This window comes from Streptomyces sp. NPDC017940 (genome assembly GCF_044328435.1).
Classification (GTDB): domain Bacteria; phylum Actinomycetota; class Actinomycetes; order Streptomycetales; family Streptomycetaceae; genus Streptomyces.
This window is the reverse complement of the sequence record NZ_JBIRHJ010000006.1, coordinates 89,196-108,208: the sequence shown is the minus strand read 5'-3', so window position 1 is coordinate 108,208 and position 19,013 is coordinate 89,196. Positions and strand designations below refer to the sequence as shown.

The window sequence follows — 19,013 nt, the reverse complement described above, 5'->3', positions numbered from 1 at the left end:
CGGAGGCCGCCATGGCCCGCGCCCACGCCACCCGCGCACCCCACTCCTCCGGCCGTCCGCAACCGCACATCACGGTGGTCGGCGGCGGCTTCGCCGGGCTGACCGCCGCGATCACGGCGGCGGAGGCCGGGGCGAGCGTCACTTTGTACGAGTCGCATCACACGTTGGGTGGGCGGGCTCGTACGGCGGATGAGAAGTACAGGACCAACGAGGGGCCGCACGCGCTGTACAACGGTGGGCCGCACTGGACGTGGTTGAAGCAGCGGGGGCTCATCGGGGACCTCGCGCCGATCCCGCCGATCGAGGGCACCCGGTTGCGGCTGCACCACCATGGGGCGCTGCGGCGTACGCCGCCGTTGGCGATGCTCAGGCTGTTGCGGCGGGCGCCGGAACAGGCACCGGTCGACGTGGACTTCGCCACCTGGGCGGGCGCGCAGGTGGGTGAGGAGGGCGCGCGGGCTGCGGCGCACTACTCGGCGGTGGCGTTGTTCCACCATGACCCCGGTTCGCTGTCGGCACGGTTCGTGCACACGCGGTTGCGGCGGGCGGCGAAGATTCCGCCGGAGGCGCACTATCCGGTGGGAGGCTGGGGTACGGTCATCGATCGGATGGCGGCCCTGGCGTGGAACCTGGGGGTGCGGGTGGAGACGCTCGCCAGGGTGGACGACATCACGGAGTTCGCGGACCGGGGTCCGGTGGTGGTGGCGACGTCGCTCGATGCGGCTCGACGGCTCCTGCGGGACGACACGTTGCGCTGGGAGAGCGGTCGTACGGCGCTGGTGGATGTGGCGTTGCGGACCCGGCGGGGTGATCTGTTCGCGCTGTCGGACCTGGACGCCACCGGTTGGGTCGAGCGGTTCACCGCTCAGGACCGCACGCTGGCCCCCGCGGGTGAGCAGCTCATCCAGGCACAGATCCCCATCGGACCCGAGGAGTCGAAGGCGGACGGGGTGGCTCGGGCCGAGCATCTGCTCGATCTCGGTTTCCGTGACTGGCGTGAGCGGGTGACGTGGCGGCGTGCGGCTGTGGCGAACGGCCGTACGGGTGCGCTCGACCGGCCCGGCACGACCTGGCGCGACCGGCCGGCCGTGCACCGTGGTGAGGGCGTGTATCTCGCGGGGGACCAGGTGGCGGCGCCCGGACTGCTCTCGGAGGTGTCGTTCAACAGCGCCATCGAGGCGGTGACGCTGGCGCTCACCACGGAGAGCGGGCTGAGCGGGCTGAGCGGATCGAACGGCCTGAGCGACGGCAAGCCCGCTCCCTGGGTTGACCTCAAGTCCGCTTGAGGTTGAAGAGTGGGGGAGTCGGCCCCCCCGGCGGCGGATCACCCCTCCGTCGGCAGGTCACCCGTCCGGCAGCAGGTCGCCCCTCCGGTGGCAGTCACCTCTCCGGACGGCCCGCACCAGCGCCCGCGCCGGTGCGCCCGACCGACTCACGCCCAACCGCCCCGCACCCGCACCCGCACTCGCAAGGAGCTCCCATGCACGCCATCCGCCTCCACGCCTTCGGCCCCGCCGAGAACCTCGTCTACGAGACGGTCGAGGACCCGCAGCCCGGGGCGGGCCAGGTGCGGATCGCCGTCGCCGCGGCCGGGGTGCACCTCCTCGACACGGCGATCCGGCAGGGCGACAAGGGCCCCTACCCGGAGCTGCCCGCGCTGCCCACGATCCCCGGCCGTGAGGTCGCCGGAACCGTCGAGTCCGTCGGCGCGGGCGTGTCCGCGGACTGGCTGGGCAAGCGCGTCGTCACGCACATCGGCTTCGCGCCCGGCGGGTACGCCGAGCTGACGGTGGCGGACGTGTCCCGGTTGCACGAACTGCCCGATGGCCTGGGTTTCGGGGAGGCGGTGGCGTTGATCGGGACGGGACGTACGGCGATGGGCATCCTGCAATTCGTGGAGCTCGACGGGCGTTCGGTGGTGGTGGTTCCGGCGGCGGCGGGCGGGATCGGGACGCTGCTCGTGCAGTACGCGAAGCACGCCGGGGCGACGGTCGTGGGGCTTGCGGGTGGCGAGGCGAAGGTGGCGCGGGTGCGGGCGAACGGTGCGGATCTGGCGGTCGACTACACCGCCGCGGGGTGGCCGGAGACGGTGCGGGCGTTTCTCGAGAGGCTCGATGACTCTGACAGCCTCGACAGGCACGACGCTCCCGCCGCCCCCGCCGAACCCACCGCCCCCGCCGAACCCTCCGGCCCTGCCGACCCCTCCGGCCCTGCCGACCCCGCCGACCTCGACGCCCCCGCCCCTCCAAGCAGCCTCCACGCCCCCGACACCCTCGACCAGGACGGACAGCGAGCAGTGACCCACGTGCTCGACGGAGTGGGCGGACCGACCGGCCGGGCCGCCGTGGAGCTGTTGGGAATCGGCGGCACCCACGTCACGTTCGGCTGGTCGGCGAAGGAGGGCCCCGCGGAGCTGAGCGAGGACGAACGCGTAGCGCGCGGCGTCACGCAGATCAACCCGCTGGGCCAGGCCATGCTGGCGAAGGCGGGCGGCGAGAACCCCCTGCGGGTCCTGGAACTCGCGGCGCTGCGGGCGTACGCGGGTGGGTACTTCACGCCCGCCGTGCAACGGTTCCCGCTGGCCGAGGCGGCGTCCGCCCACCGCGCACTGGAGACCCGGGGAACCTCCGGGAAGGTGGTCCTGATCCCGTAAGGGACAGCGAAGGGACAGCGAAGAGGCAGCGAGGAGACACAGCGAAGGGGTGACGCAGCCGCAACGACAGCGCGGAGCGGCGAAGGGCGGTCAGGGGTGTCCCACCCGGCGCGCCCCCGCCGCAGAACAGGGGCGTGGCAAAAACCAGATGCCCGTGCGACTCACGCGAACTACCGTCCGTTATATGGACTCCGTACGCCCTGCCGGCTCCCTCACCGTCCGCCCCCTCCCCGAAACCGACATCGACCGCGCGCTCGACCTGGCGTACCTCGTCTTCCACGACACGCCGGAGGAGGAGAAGCGCAAGCACCACCACGATCTGCTGCTCGGCTGCGAGCGCATCGGCACGTACGACGGGGACACCCTCGTCGGCCTGCTGGCCACCTTCCCGTTCACCGTCTCCGTGCCCGGCGGCGAACTCCCCTGCTGCGGGCTTTCGTTCGTCTCCGTGGCGCCGACGCACCGGCGCCGGGGGGTGCTTTCCGGGATGATCGGGAAGCTGTACGAGCGGTGCGCGGCGGACGGTGTTCCGGTGGCCGTGCTGTGGGCTTCCGAGGACGCGATCTACGGCCGGTTCGGCTTCGGTCCGGCCACGCACGGCAACACCGTCGAGGTCCACACCGAGCGTCCGCTGGCGCTGCGCATCACCCCGGACGACGGCGCGCTCCGCCTGGTCGATCCGGCGGACGCCCCGGCACTGCTCGGCCCGTACTACGACCGTACGCGCGCCGACCGCGGTGGCCGTATCGCCCGCGACCAGGCGTGGTGGAGCGAGGAGTGGCTGGTCACGAAGGACCAGGAGGACGACGAGCTGTCGCCGCCGCGCGTCGTCGTCCTCGGCCCGCGGGCCGCTGCCTCCCTCGACGCGGGCCACCCCCAGGACACCGCCCACCCCCAGGACACCGACCACCCTGACTCCGCCGGCCACCCCCAGAACACCGCCGACTCCCAGGACATCACCGGCTACGCCATCTACCGCACCAAGTCCCGGGACGACACCCCCGGACTCGTCCGCCTCGACGAGCTGGAGGCCGACACTCCGCAGGCCACCGCCGCCCTGTGGCGCTACCTCGCGGACATCGACCTCACGGGCCTGATCCGCGCCTGGGGCCGTCCCCTGGACGACCCGCTGCTCCTGTTCGCCGCGGACCGCGACCAGGTCCGGGTGACGGGACAGTTCCCGGCGCTGCGGCTGCGGCTGGTCGACGTGGGCGCGGCGTTCCGCGCCCGCTCCTGGGCCGCGCCCGTCGACCTCGTCCTGGAGGTCAGGGACCCGCAACTCCCGGCGAACGACGGCCGCTTCCGCCTCACGGTTCCCGCGTCCGGCACGGACGCCACCACGCCCGGCACCGACGCCACCCCGCCCGGCACGGACGCCACCACGTACGGGCACCCCGCCACCACGTACGGGCACGCCGCCACCGCGTACGGGCACACCCGCGCCACGTACGAGCCCACCACCGACCCCGCCGACCTCACCGTCGATGTACGCGACCTCGCCGCCGCCTACCTGGGCGGCGTCACCGGGCTCACCGCGGTGGTGCGGGCGGGCCTGGCCACGGAGCACACCCCGGGCGCGGCTGCCGCCCTGGACTCGGCCCTGCGGACGGAGCGCCTCCCCCACACGGTGGACGAGTTCTGACAGCCCAAGCCGCAACCGGCACCGAAAGCGAAGCGCAAACGCAGCCGCAGCCGCAGCCGCCGTACGGCACCCTCACCGCCCCCCGAGTTCCTCCAACGCACCGCCCGTCAGCCGATAGCCCGTCCACCCGTCCTGCGCCCGCGCCCCCAACGCCTCGTAGAACGCGATGGACGGAGCGTTCCAGTCCAGTACGACCCACTCGAGACGCTCGTACCCCCGCTCGACGCAGATCCGGGCCAGCTCCCGCAGCAGGGCCTTCCCGTGGCCGCCGCCGCGTGCCTCGGGGCGCACGTACAGGTCCTCCAGGTAGATGCCGTGCACACCGCGCCAGGTGGAGAAGTTCAGGAACCACAGGGCGAAACCGGCGGCCAGGCCCGTCGTGTCGTCCACAGCCATGTGGGCGTACGCGGCGGGCCGCTCGCCGAACAGCGCGTCGTGCAGCTGCTCTTCGGTGGCGCGGGCCTCGTCCGGCTCCTTCTCGTACGCGGCGAGCTCACGGATCATGGTGTGGATGAGGGGGATGTCATCGGGAGTGGCGGCGCGAATCATGAGCGCAGCAAGCCACAGGTCGCGGCAGCGGGTCAACCACGTCGCCCCGAAGCGCGAGGCTCCCCCGACGCCCCCGAGGCACGCCCCCGGCCCCACCGCCCCCGAGGCACGAAACTCCCCCGACCCCACCACCCGCCGCCCCGAACGCTGCGCCGCCGCGCCCCCTCACCGCCCAAGCAACCGCCGAGCCAGCTCCACATGATCAGGCGCCAACGCCCGCCCGTCCTCGATGTCCCACAGGGCGTTCTGTAGCACCCGGCCGAGCGTCCAGGCTTTGGCCCGTTCCCGGTCGAGGCCGAGGACCTCGGTCATGGCGTCGAACCGCCAGCACACCTCGTCGGCGTCGAAGAGGTTGTCCAGGGCGGGCCACAGGTCGAAGCCGGGGTCGCCGGCGAGTGGCTTGGGGTCGATGGCGAGCAACGGTTCGCGGTCGGACGTGAGGACGTTGTCGAAGTGCAGGTCCCAGTGGAGCATCCGGTCGCCGGGCTCGCCGACGACCTCGCGCACGGCGTCGGCACACCGCGCGATCAGGGCCCGCTCGGCCGGGTCGGCCAGTTTCCGCAGGGCGGCCGGGGTGTCGTCGAGCATCTGTGCGGCGGTGTCGCCGAGGGTGCGCATGCCGGGCGGGGCGGGTACGGAGGTGAGGCGGGCGAGGAGTTCGGCGATGAGGACGACGGCCTCGCGGCACGCGTCACGGCCGGTCCCGGCGAACACGCTGAGCTCCGCGCCGGGCAGGGCGCGTTCGAGGAGCATCGTGCCGGTGGTGTCGTCGTGGTCGAGGAGCCGCACCGCGCCGTCGCCGTCCCACACGCGCAGCGCGACAGGTTCGCCCGCCGTCTCCTCGTCGAGGAGCTGGAACTTCACGACGGCGGGGCTGCCGTCGCCCCGCTCGACGGGCAGCACGAGGGCCGCCATGCCGTACATGGAGTCCCCGACGACCCGGAGCTGCCAGCGGTCGACGAACTCCGCCACCCGCGCGGGCAGCGCGGCGATGAACTCGCGGCCCGGTTCGCCCGCGTACATGTACTGCGACTGGACCAGCTCGTCCGGGATCTGGATGTCGATCACGCGGGCGACCCTACCCACGGACCGCGATCACCACATGCGATTAATTCCGGCCACCGAAACCCCGCCCCCGGCCCTCCGCCGAAACCTCCGGCCTCCCGCCGAAGCCACCGGCCCTCCGCCGAAGCCTCAGACCCTCCGCCAAAGCCACCGGCCCCCCGCCGGAACCACCGGCCCCCGCCAAAGCCCTCGGCCCCCCGGCCGAAACCCCCGGCCCCCCGCCGAATCCACCCCCTACGAGACCCCAGCCTCCTCAAGCACCTTCGCGAACGCCCCCTCGCTGTACAGCGCGTCACTCGGCGCCTTCTTGCCGTCGACCACGACGGTGGGCGTCCCCGAGATGCCGTCGGAGGTGAAGGCGTCCATGGCGGTGCGGACCCAGCTCTTGTACGAACCGTCGTTCACCGCCTTCCGGAAGGCGGCGTCACGCAGACCGACCGTGTCGGCGATCTTCAGCAGGAAGGCGGGGGTGAACGCGTCCTCGCTCTCCTCCGGCTGGTTGGTGAAGACGGCGGAGTGGAACTGCGCGAACTTGCCCGAACCCACGGCGGCCCGCAGCGCGTTCGCGGCGTTCACCGAACCGCTGCCGCCGAAGTTCCGGTCGAGGAACGAGGCGATCGTGTACTCGACCTTCACGTCCCCCGCGGCCAGCGGCTCCACGAGGGCCTGCGCGCCGCCCTCCTCGAACTTCTTGCAGAAGGGGCAGCGCGCGTCCTCGTACACCTTCACGGTGTGTTCCGTCTTCGGCTCGCCGAGCGTGATCACGCCGCCCCGCACGGAGGCGGGCACCTTGGCGAGCCGTTGCACGGAGGCGGGCGGAACCTTCGCCTCCGGTACGTCCGCGGGGTCCTGGGAGGGGGCGGGGGTGCCGGACGGCGCCGCGGGCTCCCCCGGGGAAGCGGCACCGTCCGAAGGACCCGCCGGGGCCGACGGCTTGCCCGGAGCGGCGCCGTCCGCCGACGCCGAGTCCTCGGGCAACCCCATCCAGCCCCCGCCGTCGTCGTCCCCACCACACCCGGCCACCAGGGACCCGAGCAGCACGACGGCGGCCGCGGCCGCACCGACGCGCCCGGCCCTGGATACGGCCCCGCGCGCCGCACCGAAGCGCCCGGCATCCGATACAGCCCTGCGCACCGCACCGAAGCGCCCGGCCCCGGATCCAGCCCTGCGTACGGCCCTGCGTACGGCCATGAAACAGTCCTCCCCACTTCCCGTCCCCCACGCGGCCTTGCGCCGCGCGACCTTCCGCCACGCGACCCTCCGCCACGTACGGCCACGTACGGCCACGTACGGCCCAAAGTAGCGCCCGGGCCCACGAGCACGGGAAGTCCGCCCGGCAACCGCCCTACAGGTCCGGGAGCAACCCCATGTCCAGGTCGACGACGACCCCGTAGTGATCGCTCGCCCATACGCCGTCGACGGGCTTGTCGAAGGCGATCCGGGCGCCGCGCACGCGCGCGAAGGCCGTCGGGTGGGCGTGCGGCGAACCGACGAAGACGTAGTCGATCCGGCGCCGGTGGCCGGGCTGCCGCACGAGGCGTTCGATGTCCTCGGCCGCGTTGGGGTTGTCGGCGGACCAGGTGTGTCCCGGCCCCTCGCCCGCGACCTCCCACGCGTCGTGGAAGTGCGTGCTGCGCCCCGACAGGGACTGCCTGCCGGTCAGGTACCGGATGCCCGCCGTGTCGGGGTCCGCGTTGAAGTCCCCGGCCATGATCGTGGGCAGGGCCGTCCGGTGCCGGGCGTCGAGGTCGCCGAGGGCGAGGACCTGACGCTCCCGCCGAGCCTCCGCGTCGAGCCTGAACGACGTGGTGGGCGCGATGAACAGCACGTCGCCCAGGTCGGGCAGCGGGACGTGCGCCGCGAGGGTGAGCCAGGGGACGTCGGGCGCGTCCACGCCCCGCTGGTCGAGGACCTCGACGACGTGGTGCGGCCACCGGGTCGCGATGGCCGTCCCGCCGTACCGGTCCTCGTACGGGGGCTGGGTCGCCGCCGTCTGCGCCTGGTGGGTGCCGTGCAGGCCGGTGCCGTCGAGCAGTTCGGGCAGCTGGTCGGGCAGGACCTCCTGGAGGGCGACGAGGTCGGGCTCGTACCGCCGCAGCTCCGCGTTGATCACGGCGGTCCGCGCGGCGGCGTCGCCCCGGCTGTTCCACACGTTCAGGGTCAGGACGCGCACTGGGCCTCCCGGGTCGCGGTGACGTCGAACTCGAGCAGTACCTTCGGTGCGATCATCAGCGTGGTGGACGCGTTCCAGTTCACGCCCCAGTCCTCGCGGTCGATCGTGGCGCCGCCCCTGAAGGCGACCCGCAGGTCTCCCCGCGCGTCGCTCTCGCTGCCGGTCAGCACGGCGTCCAGGGTGACCGGCCGGCTCACGCCGCGTACGTCGAGGTCGCCGGTGACCTGGTAGCGGGCCTCGTCGACCGGTACCACCCGGGTCGACGTGAACGTGAGCGTCGGGTGCCCGTCCACGTCGAGGAACTTGTCGCGCAGCAGCTTGTCGCGCTGCCGGTTGCCGGTCCGGATGCTCGTGGCCCGGATCGTGAGCCACGCGCGGGACTCCGATGGCCGGTCGCCGTCCAGGTGCGCGCCGCCGCTGAACTCCTCGAACCGCCCGCGGACCCTGGTGGACAGGGTGTGCCTGGCGACGAACGCGATCCGGGTACGGGCGGTGTCGAAGACGTAGTCGCCGGTCAGTTCGGCGGGTCTGGAGACGGTGGACATGTGGTCTCACTCCTGGGATGGACTCGTGGGGGAGGCGGACGGGGGCCCGGGGCGGCCGCGACGCACGGTCACGGCCGCCCGGGGCCGGGAAGGGCGTCGATCAGCCGAACTGACCGACCTCGTAGTCGCCCGCGGACCGCTGCGTGATGACGTTCAGGCGGTTGAAGGCGTTGAGTACGGCGATGGTGGTCACCAGGGCGCCGAGCTGGGTCTCGTCGTAGTGCTTGGCTGCGTCCGCCCAGGCCTCGTCGGTCACACCGCCCGCGGTGTCGGCGATACGGGTGCCCTGCTCGGCCAGTTCCAGGGCGGCCCGCTCGGCGTCGGTGAACACCGTGGCCTCGCGCCAGACGGCGACGAGGTGCAGGCGCTGCTGGCTCTCCCCGGCGTGCGCGGCGTTCTTGGTGTGCATGTCGACGCAGTAGCCGCAGCCGTTGATCTGGCTGATGCGGAGGGCCGCGAGTTCCAGCGTCGCGGCGGGCAGGGTGGACTCGGCGACCGTCCTGCCCGCCGCGGCGAGGTGCTTCACGGCGCTGCCGGATACGGGGTTGCTGATGAAGTCGAGGCGGGTGTCCATGGTGTTCTCCTTGCGGTGGGCGTGATGAGAGGGCGCGCGTCCTGAAAGCACGACGAGACAGCGCCGCGAAATGTGAGATGCACCCCCGGCCGACCCCGAGCCGCCCGCACACCGACCTCCCGGTCGCCCGCACACCGACCTCACATTCCGGCGGCCTGTCTCGTCGTACGAGTGCCATCTCGTCGTACGAGTGCCGCCTCGCCGTACGAAGGCCATCTCGCCGTACGAGTACGAGTGCCGCCTCGTCCCACAAGTGACGGCAGCCGCAGCCAAGGGAGCGCCCGAACCATGAACAACCCGAACCCGCTCGAGCGGGCCGACGACCCGAACCCGCCGGAGCGGGCCGCCGAGCACCCGGACCAGGCCTTGAGCGTGATCAGGAGCGAGCAGCCCCGGCTGATCAACCTCGCGTACCGGCTCCTCGGCTCCCTGGCCGACGCCGAGGACGTCGTACAGGAGGCCTACGTCCGCTGGTACGCCCTGTCCCCGCAGGCGCAGCAGGCCGTCGAGGCCCCCGGCGCCTGGCTGTCGCGGGTCACCAGCCGCATCTGCCTCGACCAGCTCCGCTCGGCCCGGGTCCGGCGGGAGAACTACGTGGGCGAGTGGATACCGGAGCCGCTGCCGGACCGTACGGAGTGGGCGGACGGGCGCCCCGGCGGCCGGTCCGTCGAGCCGGCGGACCCGGCCGACCGCGTCACGCTCGACGAGTCGGTCAACATGGCGTTCCTCGTCGTGCTCGACTCGATGACCCCGGCCGAGCGGGTCGCGTTCATCCTGCACGACGTCTTCCGCTACTCCTTCGCGGAAGTGGGCGAGATCGTCGGCAGGACCCCGGCGGCCTGCCGCCAGCTGGCCTCCGCGGCCCGCCGCCGCATGCGCGCCTCCCACTCCCCCGCCGCCCCCACGGCTCCCGCGACCCCGGCGGCCCGGCGCGCGGCCCTGGTCAGGGACTTCAAGCAGGCGTGGGAGGCCAAGGACATCGAGGCGCTCATCGGCCTCCTGGACCCCGACGCGACGGCGCTTGCGGACGGCGGTGGCCTGGCCGCGGCCGCGCCCCACCCCATCGCGGGCGGCGAGCAGATCGCGCACTACATGGGCAGCCTCACCGAGAAGATCGCCCACCAGACGCTCCTGGAGCGCACGGTCAACGGCCAGCCCGGCCTCGTGCTCCAGGAGGACGGCGTCACCGCGTCGGTGCTCGCGTTCGACTTCTCCGGCGACCGGATCACCCGCGTCTGGGCGGTACGGAACCCCGAGAAGCTCCGCACATGGACGGCGGACGCAGGCTGAAGCTCCCCCCAGGGGCACCGCCTGCGGGGCCCGGCGGGCGCCGTGGCCGCCGTCAACAACACCGAAGGCCCTGTCGTCCGCACGGACGGCAGGGCCTTCGGTCGTCCACTGCTGCGAGCCCCCTGTCGGATTCGAACCGACGACCTACGCATTACAAGTGCGTTGCTCTGGCCAGCTGAGCTAAGGAGGCACGCACGGACCCATCGGCGGGTGTGCCCGTGAAGTGTAACCAACACGACCGGCCCGGTAGTCGAAAATTTCCTCGAAGCTCGTGGCTCGTGGGCTACTGACAGACCAACGACCTGCGGGGTAGCGTCACGGGCAGTTCACCCACGTGGACTAGACCCATCCTGTTCGACCCATCCTTTACTCGGATCGTCCGGCACGTTCCTGCCGGTGAAGGGGGCCCTCACCATGGCCACTGTTACGTTCGACAAGGCGACCCGTGTCTACCCGGGTTCCGACAAGCCCGCCGTCGACGGTCTCGACATCCAGATCGAGGACGGCGAGTTCCTCGTCCTGGTCGGCCCGTCCGGCTGTGGCAAGTCCACGTCCCTGCGCATGCTCGCGGGCCTGGAGGACGTGAACGGCGGCGCGATCCGCATCGGCGAGCGCGATGTCACGCACCTGCCGCCCAAGGACCGGGACATCGCCATGGTGTTCCAGAACTACGCGCTGTACCCGCACATGACGGTCGCCGCGAACATGGGCTTCGCCCTGAAGATCGCGGGCGTCGACAAGGCCACCATCCGGCAGAAGGTCGAGGAGGCCGCGAAGATCCTCGACCTCACCGAGTACCTGGACCGCAAGCCCAAGGCCCTGTCCGGCGGCCAGCGCCAGCGCGTCGCGATGGGCCGTGCGATCGTCCGTGAGCCGCAGGTCTTCCTCATGGACGAGCCCCTCTCGAACCTCGACGCCAAGCTCCGCGTCTCCACGCGTACGCAGATCGCCTCGCTCCAGCGCCGCCTCGGCATCACCACGGTGTACGTCACCCACGACCAGGTCGAGGCCATGACGATGGGCGACCGGGTCGCCGTCCTGAAGGACGGCCTGCTCCAGCAGGTCGACTCGCCGCGCAACATGTACGACCGGCCGAACAACCTCTTCGTCGCCGGCTTCATCGGCTCCCCCGCGATGAACCTCGTCGAGGTCCCGATCACCGACGGCGGCGTGAAGTTCGGCAACTCGGTGGTCCCGGTGAACCGCGAGGCGCTGTCCGCCGCGGCCGACAAGGGCGACCGCACCGTCACGGTCGGCGTCCGCCCGGAGCACTTCGACGTGGTCGAGCAGAACGGCGGCGCCACGAAGACGCTGTCCAAGGAGACCGAGGACGCCCCCGCGGGCCTCGCCGTGTCCGTGAACGTCGTCGAGGAGCTCGGCGCCGACGGCTACGTCTACGGCACCGCCGAGGTCGGCAGCGAGCAGAAGGACCTCGTGGTCCGGGTGAACGGCCGCCGGGTCCCGGACAAGGGCGCGCAGCTGCACGTCGTACCGCGTCCGGGCGAGATCCACGTCTTCTCGACCTCGACGGGCGAGCGCCTCAGCGACTGACCCACCGCGCGGCCCCGGCGCCCACCCGCGCCGGGCGCCCGCACGGACCCGGCGCGGGCACTCCCGCCCCGTACGGACCCGGCTTCCCGGGCGCGTGCACGTCCAGCTTCCGCGCGCACGCGTCGAACCGCTACCTTCCAAGGGCCCCGCACCCCGGTGCGGGGCCCTCGGCCGTCCGCGGCGAACCGCCGCGGGCCGTCCGCAGGGCGTCTGCGGAACGTCCGCGCGGCGTCGAGAACCGTCGTCCACCCGAAGCGTTGTCGACAAATACCCCGGCACAACGGTCATTTCGATCCACGACGTCAACATGCGACGAGCCGGACACTTTTACGGGTCGCTCAACCGGGTGACTAAATGTCGCCAAATCATCACCTGGCGCTACTCTCACTCGCGTGACGCACTCCGCCAACCACACCCAGAAGCCGCGCCCAGGCCACCACCGCGGCCCCGGCCGCCGCATCGGGCGCACGCTCGCCCTCGTCCTGCCCGTCGTCCTGGTGCTGTCCGGCACGCTCGCGGTCACCCGGGTCAACTGGTCCGGCTCCTCATCGGACTCGGTCCTCACCGCATCCGCGGGCGACCTGTCCGCACCGGCCAAGTCCCGTACCCCGCAGGACATCCTGCGCGACCGGCTTCTCCTGGAGCTCCAGGAGAAGGACCCGGGCGCAGCCCTCACGCAGTTGCAGCAGGAGGTCGACCGGCACCCCTCGCTGGCCAAGCACTGCGTGTCCATCGCCCGCGCACTCGGCCGCGCCGCCGTCCGGGCGTACGGCCCGAGCCGCGCCCAGTCCTACGCGCGGCCGGTCTGCGACACGTCCTTCGCCACGGGCGTGGCAGCCCACCACAACCGCTGACGCGGCACCGGCAAGGGCAGCACGGCACCCCGCGCGCAGCGCCGCGTAGGGTGCCGTCATGACCTCCGGTGCCCACCATTCCGCACGCCCCACGCAGGCCGTCGTCCTGGCCGGCGGCCAGGGCTCACGCCTGCGCCCGTACACCGACGACCGGCCGAAGCCCATGGTCGAGATCCCCGGCACGGGAACGCCCATCATCGGCCACCAGCTGGCCTGGCTCGCCGCCGAGGGCGTCACGGACGCGGTCGTCTCCTGCGGCCACCTCGCCGAGGTGCTCCAGGAGTGGCTGGAGTCCGCGGACCTGCCGCTGAAGGTCAGCACCGTCGTCGAGACCGAGCCCCTCGGCCGCGGCGGCGGACTCAAGTACGCCGCCGCGCACCTGCCGCACGCCGACGAGCCCTGGTACGCGACCAACGGCGACATCTGGACCCGCTTCTCGCTGCGGGACATGGCGGCCTTCCACGCCGAGCGCGACGCCACCGCCACCCTCGCCCTGGCCCGTCCCCGCATCCCCTGGGGCGCGGTGGAGACCGACACCTTCGGGCACATCACGGACTTCGTCGAGGCCCCGCCGTCGCCGTACCTCATCAACGCGGGCGTGTACGTCTTCTCCGCCGCCTTCACGAAGCTGCTGCCCGACCGCGGCGACCACGAGCGCACCACCTTCCCCCGCCTCGCCCGCGAGCGGCGCCTGGCGGGCTATCCGCTGCCGCAGGGCGCGTACTGGCGCGCGATCGACACCGCCAAGGACCTGACGGAGGCGGCCAAGGAACTCGCGTCCCCGACGCGCTGACGACCCCTCGATGCGTCCACTCAGGACGGCGTACAAGGACATACGGGGTAGGACAAACGGGGTAGGACAAACAGGGAAGGGCCCCGCACACAGCACGTGTGCGGGGCCCTTCGCTCGCGACCCCGGGCGGGGCCGGCGCCTCAGCCGAGGACACCGCCGAGCAGGCCACCCGGCCTCTCGGCGCCGCCCCCGGTGCTGCTGCCACCGCTGGTACCGGTGCCGCCGGAGCTGGAACCGCTGCTGGTGGCGCCGCCGCTCGTGGTGCCCGCGCCGCCCGTGCCGCCGCCGGTCGTGGCCGGGCCGCTGGAGGCCGCGGGCTGCTCCTGCTGCGGGGGTGCCTGCTGCCGCTGCTGCGACGACGGCGCCTGACCGCCGCCGGTGCCCTGGGTGGCGCTCGGCTGGTCCTCGCTCACCCCGCCCCCGGTCTCCGGGGCGGCGCCCGGGGTGCCCGCCGCGCCCTGGGTGGGGGTGGCCGAGCTGCCCTGGGTGGGCGACGACGCGTCGGTGGGCGCCGTGGGGCTCTGCCGGTCGCGGCGCGGCTTGCGCTCGCGGTCCGCGTCCTCCGGAAGCGGGGATCCCGGCAGTTCGTTGCGCGGTGCCTCGCCGGGGCCCGGCACGGTGACGCGGTCCGCGTCCCGCACGGCACCGCCGAGCACCGAGCCGATGAGCAGCGTGAGGCCGACGACGACGGCCCCGACGAGGGCGCCGCGCCGCAGCACCCGGCGCCGCAGCTCCCACAGTTCGGCGCGCGGCCCGAGCGTGCGCCAGGCCTCACCCGCGAGCCTGCCGTCGATGGAGTACACCGGCGCACCCGCGATGATCAGCGGGGACCAGGCGGCGAGGTAGATGATGTCGGGCGCGTCGTAGGCGGGCACGGTCTTCCAGCTGACCGTGACCAGGAGTGCGGCCGAGAGCAGCACCCCGATGGACGCCGCGACCCGCTGCCAGAGCCCGAACACCGTGAGCACGCCCACGATGACCTGGAGGAAGGCGATGACGAGGCCCGCGCCCACGGGGTGCTGGAGCGCGAAGTCCCGCAGCGGCTCCGCGAGCGCCCACGGGTGCAGGGAGTTCAGCCACTTCACCATGGAGCCGCGCTCGCCGCCGTCGAAGTAGACGGGGTCGCACAGCTTGCCCATGCCGGCGTAGATGGAGATGAAGCCGAGGAAGACGCGCAGCGGGAGCAGCACGACGCCCAGGTTCATGCGGCGGCCGGGGAAGTAGGCCTGCCGCAGTCCGCCGCCGTGCCCGGCGCCGGTGCGGCGCCCGGGGGCCTCGTCGCGGTCGTCGTACTCGTCGGGACCGGCACCGCGGCCGTCGTCGTAGCCGTCGTCGTAGCCGTCCCCGTCACCGTCGCCGTAGGGGACGGTGGCTGCGGCGGCTACGTGGTGTTCGTCGTCGGCGCTGCCCGGCAGGCGCATCTGCGGCAGCAGCCGGGTGCCCTCGCCGGGGTGGCGGGGCGGGATGAAGGCGGCCGTCTCCGCGGGGTCGCGGGGCGGGGTGAAGGCCGCGGTCCCGGCGGGGTCGCGGGGCGGGATGAAGGCGGCGGTCTCGGCCGGGTCGCCGTAGGGGTCGTCGAGGTCGACGCGCGGGATGACCTGGGTGGAGCCGCCGTCGTCGTAGGGGTCGCGGCCGCCGAGCGCGGTCCCGGCGTCGCCGTCACGGCCGGCCGCTTCGGCCGAACGGCGCACACCGCACGCGCGCGCGGCCTGCAACAGCCCGCCGGCGTCGAGGTCGCCCGGCGCGGACCTGCCGCTCCACACGACGGGCGCGCGCCTGCGCGCCGGTGCGGCGGCGGCGGGGACGCGCACGGTGTCGTCCGCGGTGTTCAAGCGGCTTGCGATGCGCGGAGATTGGGTCCGCCCGGCGGTGGGGAGCTGCACGCGGAAGCTCGCGTGATTGACGATGACCTGCGCCGGGTCGCAGGGCACCTTCACCATGCTCAGCGCGGGAGTGTCGTCGAACCCTGACGAGCGTCCCCCCGTGGGTGTGCGGGGTGTTCTGGTGTCCACACTCATCTAACCGAGTGATGTGTGGTTTGGACACTGCCTTGACCCACGGGAAATGTCCGGACCCCGTCAAGCACCCGTTACCGGGTGTACGACGGGGTCCGGTCGGCGGCGCCGTCAGCGCCTGCGGCGCGCCGCCTCGTACAGCACCACACCCGCGGCGACACCGGCGTTCAGCGACTCCGCGCCGCCGGGCATCGGGATGCGCACCCGGAAGTCGCAGGTCTCGCCGACGAGCCGGGACAGGCCCTTGCCCTCGCTGCCCACGACGATGACGACGGGGCCCCCCAGGGCGTCCAGGTCGCCGACCTCGTGCTCGCCGTCGGCGGCGAGGCCGACGACGGCGATGCCCGCCTTCTTGTACGCCTCCAGGGCGCGGGTGAGGTTGGTGGCGCGCGCGACCGGTGTGCGTGCCGCCGTGCCCGCCGACGTCTTCCAGGCGCTGGCCGTCATTCCCGCGGCCCGGCGCTCGGGCACCAGGACGCCGTGCCCGGCGAAGGCGGAGACGGAGCGGACGACGGCGCCGAGGTTGCGCGGGTCGGTCACGCCGTCCAGGGCGACGATGAGCGGGTCCTCGCCCTGGTCGTAGGCGGCCGCGGCGAGGTCCTCGGCGTGCGCGTACTCGTACGGCGGCACCTGGAGCACCAGGCCCTGGTGGTTGAGGCCGTTCGTCATCCGGTCCAGCTCGGCGCGCGGCGCCTCCATCAGGTGGATGTCACCGCGCTCGGTGGCGAGCTGGAGCGCCTCGCGGACGCGCTCGTCGTTGTCGATGAACTGCTGGACGTACAGCGTGGTGGCGGGTACGCCACCGCGCAGCGCCTCGTAGACGGGGTTGCGGCCGACGACCATCTCGGACGCCGACTTGCCGCCCCGGCCGCGGGGGGCCTGCCTGCCGGTGGCGCGGCGCGCCTTGGCCTGGGCGGCGCGCTGCTTCTGGTGCCCCTTGCGCATCTCGGCGGGCGGCGTGGGCCCCTTGCCCTCGAGGGCGCGGCGCCGCTTGCCGCCGCTGCCGACCTGCGCGCCCTTCTTGCCGGACATGCGGCGGTTGTTAGCGGCCATGACCTACCTGTCTGTGTGAAGCGGGTTTGCGTCCGCGCGCGGGGCGTGCGGGCGCATCGGAAGTCTCGTGTGCGTCGACGCTTCGGTGCGTCGGTGCGTCGTCTGTGTCCGTGCGGTGTGCGTACGTACATGCAGTGTGCCGCCCGTGTCCGCGGGCGGCACATCAGCGTGCGTACCGGGCTAGCGCGGCCCGAGCGTCCAGCGGGGGCCCGCGGGGCTGTCCTCGATGACGAGGCCCGACTGGCCGAGCTGGTCGCGGATGGCGTCGGCGGTGCCCCAGTCCTTGCGGGCGCGGGCGGCCTCGCGCTGGTCGAGCACGAGGCGTACGAGGGTGTCCACGACGCCGTGCAGGTCTTCGCCGCTGTCGCCCTCGCCGCCCGCCCAGTGCGGGTCGAGCGGGTCGAGGCCGAGGACGCCGAGCATGGCCCGCACCTCGGCGAGGCGTGCCACGGCGGCTTCCTTGTCGTCGGCGGCGAGCGCGGAGTTGCCCTGGCGGACCGTGGTGTGCACGATCGCGAGCGCCTGCGGGACGCCCAGGTCGTCGTCCATCGCGTCGGCGAACGCGGGCGGCACCTCGCCGGCGGGCTCGACGGTGCCGCCCGCCTTCTCCACCACGCGCTGCACGAAGCCCTCGATGCGCGCGAACGCGGACTCGGCCTCGCGCAGGGCCTCCTCGCTGTACTCGATCATCGAGCGGTAGTGCGGGGTGCCGAGGTAGTAGCGCAGGACGATCGGGCGCCACTGCTTGACCATCTCGCTCACGAGCACCGAGTTGCCGAGCGACTTCGACATCTTCTCGCCGCTCATGGTGACCCAGCCGTTGTGCACCCAGTACCGCGCGAAGGTGTCTCCGTAGGCCTTGGCCTGGGCGATCTCGTTCTCGTGGTGCGGGAAGATCAGGTCGATGCCGCCGCCGTGGATGTCGAACGCCTCGCCCAGGTACTTGTGGGCCATGGCGGAGCACTCCAGGTGCCAGCCGGGACGGCCGCGGCCCCAGGGCGTCTCCCAGCTCGGCTCCCCCGGCTTCGCCGCCTTCCACATCGCGAAGTCACGCGGGTCGCGCTTGCCGGTGACGCCCTCCTCGGGGGGCTGGCGCAGCTCGTCCAGATCCTGGTTGGACAGCTCCAGGTAGCCGGGGAAGGACCGCACGTCGAAGTAGACGTTGCCGTCGGCCTCATAGGCGTGGCCGCGCTCGATCAGGCCGCGCATCATCTCGATCATCTCGGTGATGTGGCCGGTGGCGCGCGGTTCGTAGGTGGGGGGCAGGCAGCCGAGGACGTCGTAGCCGCTGTTGAAGGCGCGCTCGTTCTCGTACCCGATCGACCACCAGGGGCGGCCCTGCTCCGCGGACTTCTTGATGATCTTGTCGTCGATGTCCGTGACGTTGCGGACGAACGTCACGTCGTAGCCGCGGTGGGCGAACCAGCGACGCATGATGTCGAAGTTGAGGCCCGACCGGATGTGTCCGATGTGCGGGGCTGCCTGCACCGTGGCGCCACACAGGTAGATCGAGACACAGCCTTCGACGAGGGGGCTGAAGTCACGGATCTGCCGGGCGCTGGTGTCGTACAGGCGAATCGTCACCACTCCAGGGTAGTGGGCGAAGGGCAGTGCCCCGCGCCCCTGGGGGGACGCGGGGCGACACGGCGGTGTTGCGCCGGTGCCGTGGCGGTGTCCTCAGATGCGTCCGGTCACCCTGCGGGGCGTGACCCGCACGACCACGCGCGGGCCATCCTCGCCGGACCTCGGGTTGAACTCGGCGTACCGCTGGCCGGTGTACTTCAGCGACAGCTCGTCGATGAGCTCCTGGCCGCCCTCGTCGGAGAGGGTGGCGGTCCCGCGGATCTCCGCGTACGTGTAGGGCGCGTCGAAGGGCTGGACGAGCACCGTCACGCGTGGGTCGCGGCGCAGGTTCTTCTCCTTCTGACGCCCCACGGTGGTGGAGAACACGACGTCGTCACCGTCCCGCTTCACCCAGACCGGTGACAGCTGTGGGCTGCCGTCGGGCTGGAGGGTGGCGACGACGAGGAAGACCGGGGTGTCGAGGAGGGCCTTGAGCTTGTCGGACATTGCTGCGGTCACGGTGTCTCCCTGCGGGTGCCCGTTCGGGCGGGTGCGGTCGGATATGCGCCGGAGTACCCGATCCTCCGGCAACCCACCTGCCCGCCCGCGGATTTCCACGCCCCTGTGCGCCGCGGGCCCGCTTCCGGACGGGCTGGAGATAGCCCGTCCGGCGTTTGAGGACTTTGAGGACGA

General features: G+C 72.7%; 17 protein-coding genes and 1 tRNA gene. 7 read left to right on the top strand and 11 right to left on the bottom strand.

The window, feature by feature from the left end; translation table 11 throughout:
* Positions 1–11 precede the first annotated feature (11 nt).
* The 3 genes from ACH4DX_RS21575 (at position 12) to ACH4DX_RS21565 (ending at position 4,295) form a co-directional block, all read left to right on the top strand.
* Positions 12–1,286 (top strand): NAD(P)-binding protein, encoded by a 1,275-nt coding sequence (locus tag ACH4DX_RS21575; RefSeq protein ID WP_398156293.1) that lies wholly within the window; start codon positions 12–14, stop codon positions 1,284–1,286.
* A gap of 194 nt (positions 1,287–1,480) precedes the next feature.
* Positions 1,481–2,653 (top strand): zinc-binding dehydrogenase, encoded by a 1,173-nt coding sequence (locus ACH4DX_RS21570; protein WP_398156292.1) that lies wholly within the window; start codon positions 1,481–1,483, stop codon positions 2,651–2,653.
* Between the two features lie 184 nt (positions 2,654–2,837).
* The gene (locus tag ACH4DX_RS21565; protein ID WP_398156291.1) at positions 2,838–4,295 is read left to right on the top strand and encodes a GNAT family N-acetyltransferase; all 1,458 of its coding nucleotides are present in this window, start codon (positions 2,838–2,840) and stop codon (positions 4,293–4,295) included.
* Positions 4,296–4,367: 72 nt separating this feature from the next.
* Here ACH4DX_RS21565 and ACH4DX_RS21560 read toward each other — a convergent pair whose 3' ends face one another.
* From ACH4DX_RS21560 to ACH4DX_RS21535, 6 genes are all read right to left on the bottom strand, one after another.
* On the bottom strand, positions 4,368–4,844 hold the full coding sequence (locus tag ACH4DX_RS21560; protein ID WP_398156290.1) for a GNAT family N-acetyltransferase: 477 nt from the start codon (positions 4,842–4,844) through the stop codon (positions 4,368–4,370).
* A gap of 165 nt (positions 4,845–5,009) precedes the next feature.
* Complete coding sequence (locus tag ACH4DX_RS21555; protein WP_398156582.1) at positions 5,010–5,867, bottom strand: aminoglycoside phosphotransferase family protein; 858 nt, start codon at positions 5,865–5,867, stop codon at positions 5,010–5,012.
* 276 nt (positions 5,868–6,143) lie between these two features.
* On the bottom strand, positions 6,144–7,100 hold the full coding sequence (locus tag ACH4DX_RS21550) for a thioredoxin domain-containing protein (protein ID WP_398156289.1): 957 nt from the start codon (positions 7,098–7,100) through the stop codon (positions 6,144–6,146).
* Positions 7,101–7,254: 154 nt separating this feature from the next.
* Complete coding sequence (locus tag ACH4DX_RS21545) at positions 7,255–8,082, bottom strand: endonuclease/exonuclease/phosphatase family protein (protein ID WP_398156288.1); 828 nt, start codon at positions 8,080–8,082, stop codon at positions 7,255–7,257.
* Positions 8,070–8,627, bottom strand: coding sequence for a YceI family protein (locus ACH4DX_RS21540; RefSeq protein WP_398156287.1), 558 nt, complete (start codon positions 8,625–8,627; stop codon positions 8,070–8,072). The genes ACH4DX_RS21545 and ACH4DX_RS21540 overlap by 13 nt, the downstream gene beginning before the upstream one ends.
* Before the next feature lie 100 nt (positions 8,628–8,727).
* A complete protein-coding gene (locus tag ACH4DX_RS21535; RefSeq protein ID WP_398121007.1) occupies positions 8,728–9,201 on the bottom strand; it encodes a carboxymuconolactone decarboxylase family protein in 474 nt (157 codons plus the stop codon).
* A 288-nt stretch (positions 9,202–9,489) separates the two neighbouring features.
* Here ACH4DX_RS21535 and sigJ point away from each other — a divergent pair, with 288 nt between their 5' ends.
* Positions 9,490–10,491, top strand: coding sequence for an RNA polymerase sigma factor SigJ (gene sigJ, locus ACH4DX_RS21530; protein WP_398156286.1), 1,002 nt, complete (start codon positions 9,490–9,492; stop codon positions 10,489–10,491).
* A 116-nt stretch (positions 10,492–10,607) separates the two neighbouring features.
* On the opposite strand, the gene ACH4DX_RS21525 is transcribed toward sigJ, so the two are convergent.
* Positions 10,608–10,681 (bottom strand) — tRNA-Thr (locus ACH4DX_RS21525).
* 224 nt (positions 10,682–10,905) lie between these two features.
* Here ACH4DX_RS21525 and ACH4DX_RS21520 point away from each other — a divergent pair.
* The 3 genes from ACH4DX_RS21520 to ACH4DX_RS21510 all read left to right on the top strand — a co-directional run bounded on the left by ACH4DX_RS21520 (position 10,906) and on the right by ACH4DX_RS21510 (position 13,689).
* Positions 10,906–12,042: an ABC transporter ATP-binding protein gene (locus ACH4DX_RS21520; protein WP_398121001.1), complete on the top strand. Its 1,137-nt coding sequence runs from the start codon at positions 10,906–10,908 to the stop codon at positions 12,040–12,042.
* Positions 12,043–12,434: 392 nt separating this feature from the next.
* Positions 12,435–12,896, top strand: coding sequence for a hypothetical protein (locus ACH4DX_RS21515; RefSeq protein WP_398121000.1), 462 nt, complete (start codon positions 12,435–12,437; stop codon positions 12,894–12,896).
* A 58-nt stretch (positions 12,897–12,954) separates the two neighbouring features.
* The gene (locus ACH4DX_RS21510) at positions 12,955–13,689 is read left to right on the top strand and encodes an NDP-sugar synthase (RefSeq protein WP_398156285.1); all 735 of its coding nucleotides are present in this window, start codon (positions 12,955–12,957) and stop codon (positions 13,687–13,689) included.
* A gap of 140 nt (positions 13,690–13,829) precedes the next feature.
* On the opposite strand, the gene ACH4DX_RS21505 is transcribed toward ACH4DX_RS21510, so the two are convergent.
* From ACH4DX_RS21505 to ACH4DX_RS21490, 4 genes are all read right to left on the bottom strand, one after another.
* Positions 13,830–15,707: a DoxX family membrane protein gene (locus ACH4DX_RS21505; RefSeq protein WP_398156284.1), complete on the bottom strand. Its 1,878-nt coding sequence runs from the start codon at positions 15,705–15,707 to the stop codon at positions 13,830–13,832.
* 108 nt (positions 15,708–15,815) lie between these two features.
* Positions 15,816–16,757: a 23S rRNA (guanosine(2251)-2'-O)-methyltransferase RlmB gene (gene rlmB / locus ACH4DX_RS21500; protein ID WP_398156283.1), complete on the bottom strand. Its 942-nt coding sequence runs from the start codon at positions 16,755–16,757 to the stop codon at positions 15,816–15,818.
* A 180-nt stretch (positions 16,758–16,937) separates the two neighbouring features.
* A complete protein-coding gene (gene cysS, locus ACH4DX_RS21495; RefSeq protein ID WP_398120992.1) occupies positions 16,938–18,341 on the bottom strand; it encodes a cysteine--tRNA ligase in 1,404 nt (467 codons plus the stop codon).
* Positions 18,342–18,434: 93 nt separating this feature from the next.
* Complete coding sequence (locus ACH4DX_RS21490) at positions 18,435–18,839, bottom strand: PPOX class F420-dependent oxidoreductase (RefSeq protein ID WP_398120990.1); 405 nt, start codon at positions 18,837–18,839, stop codon at positions 18,435–18,437.
* Positions 18,840–19,013: the final 174 nt, after the last annotated feature.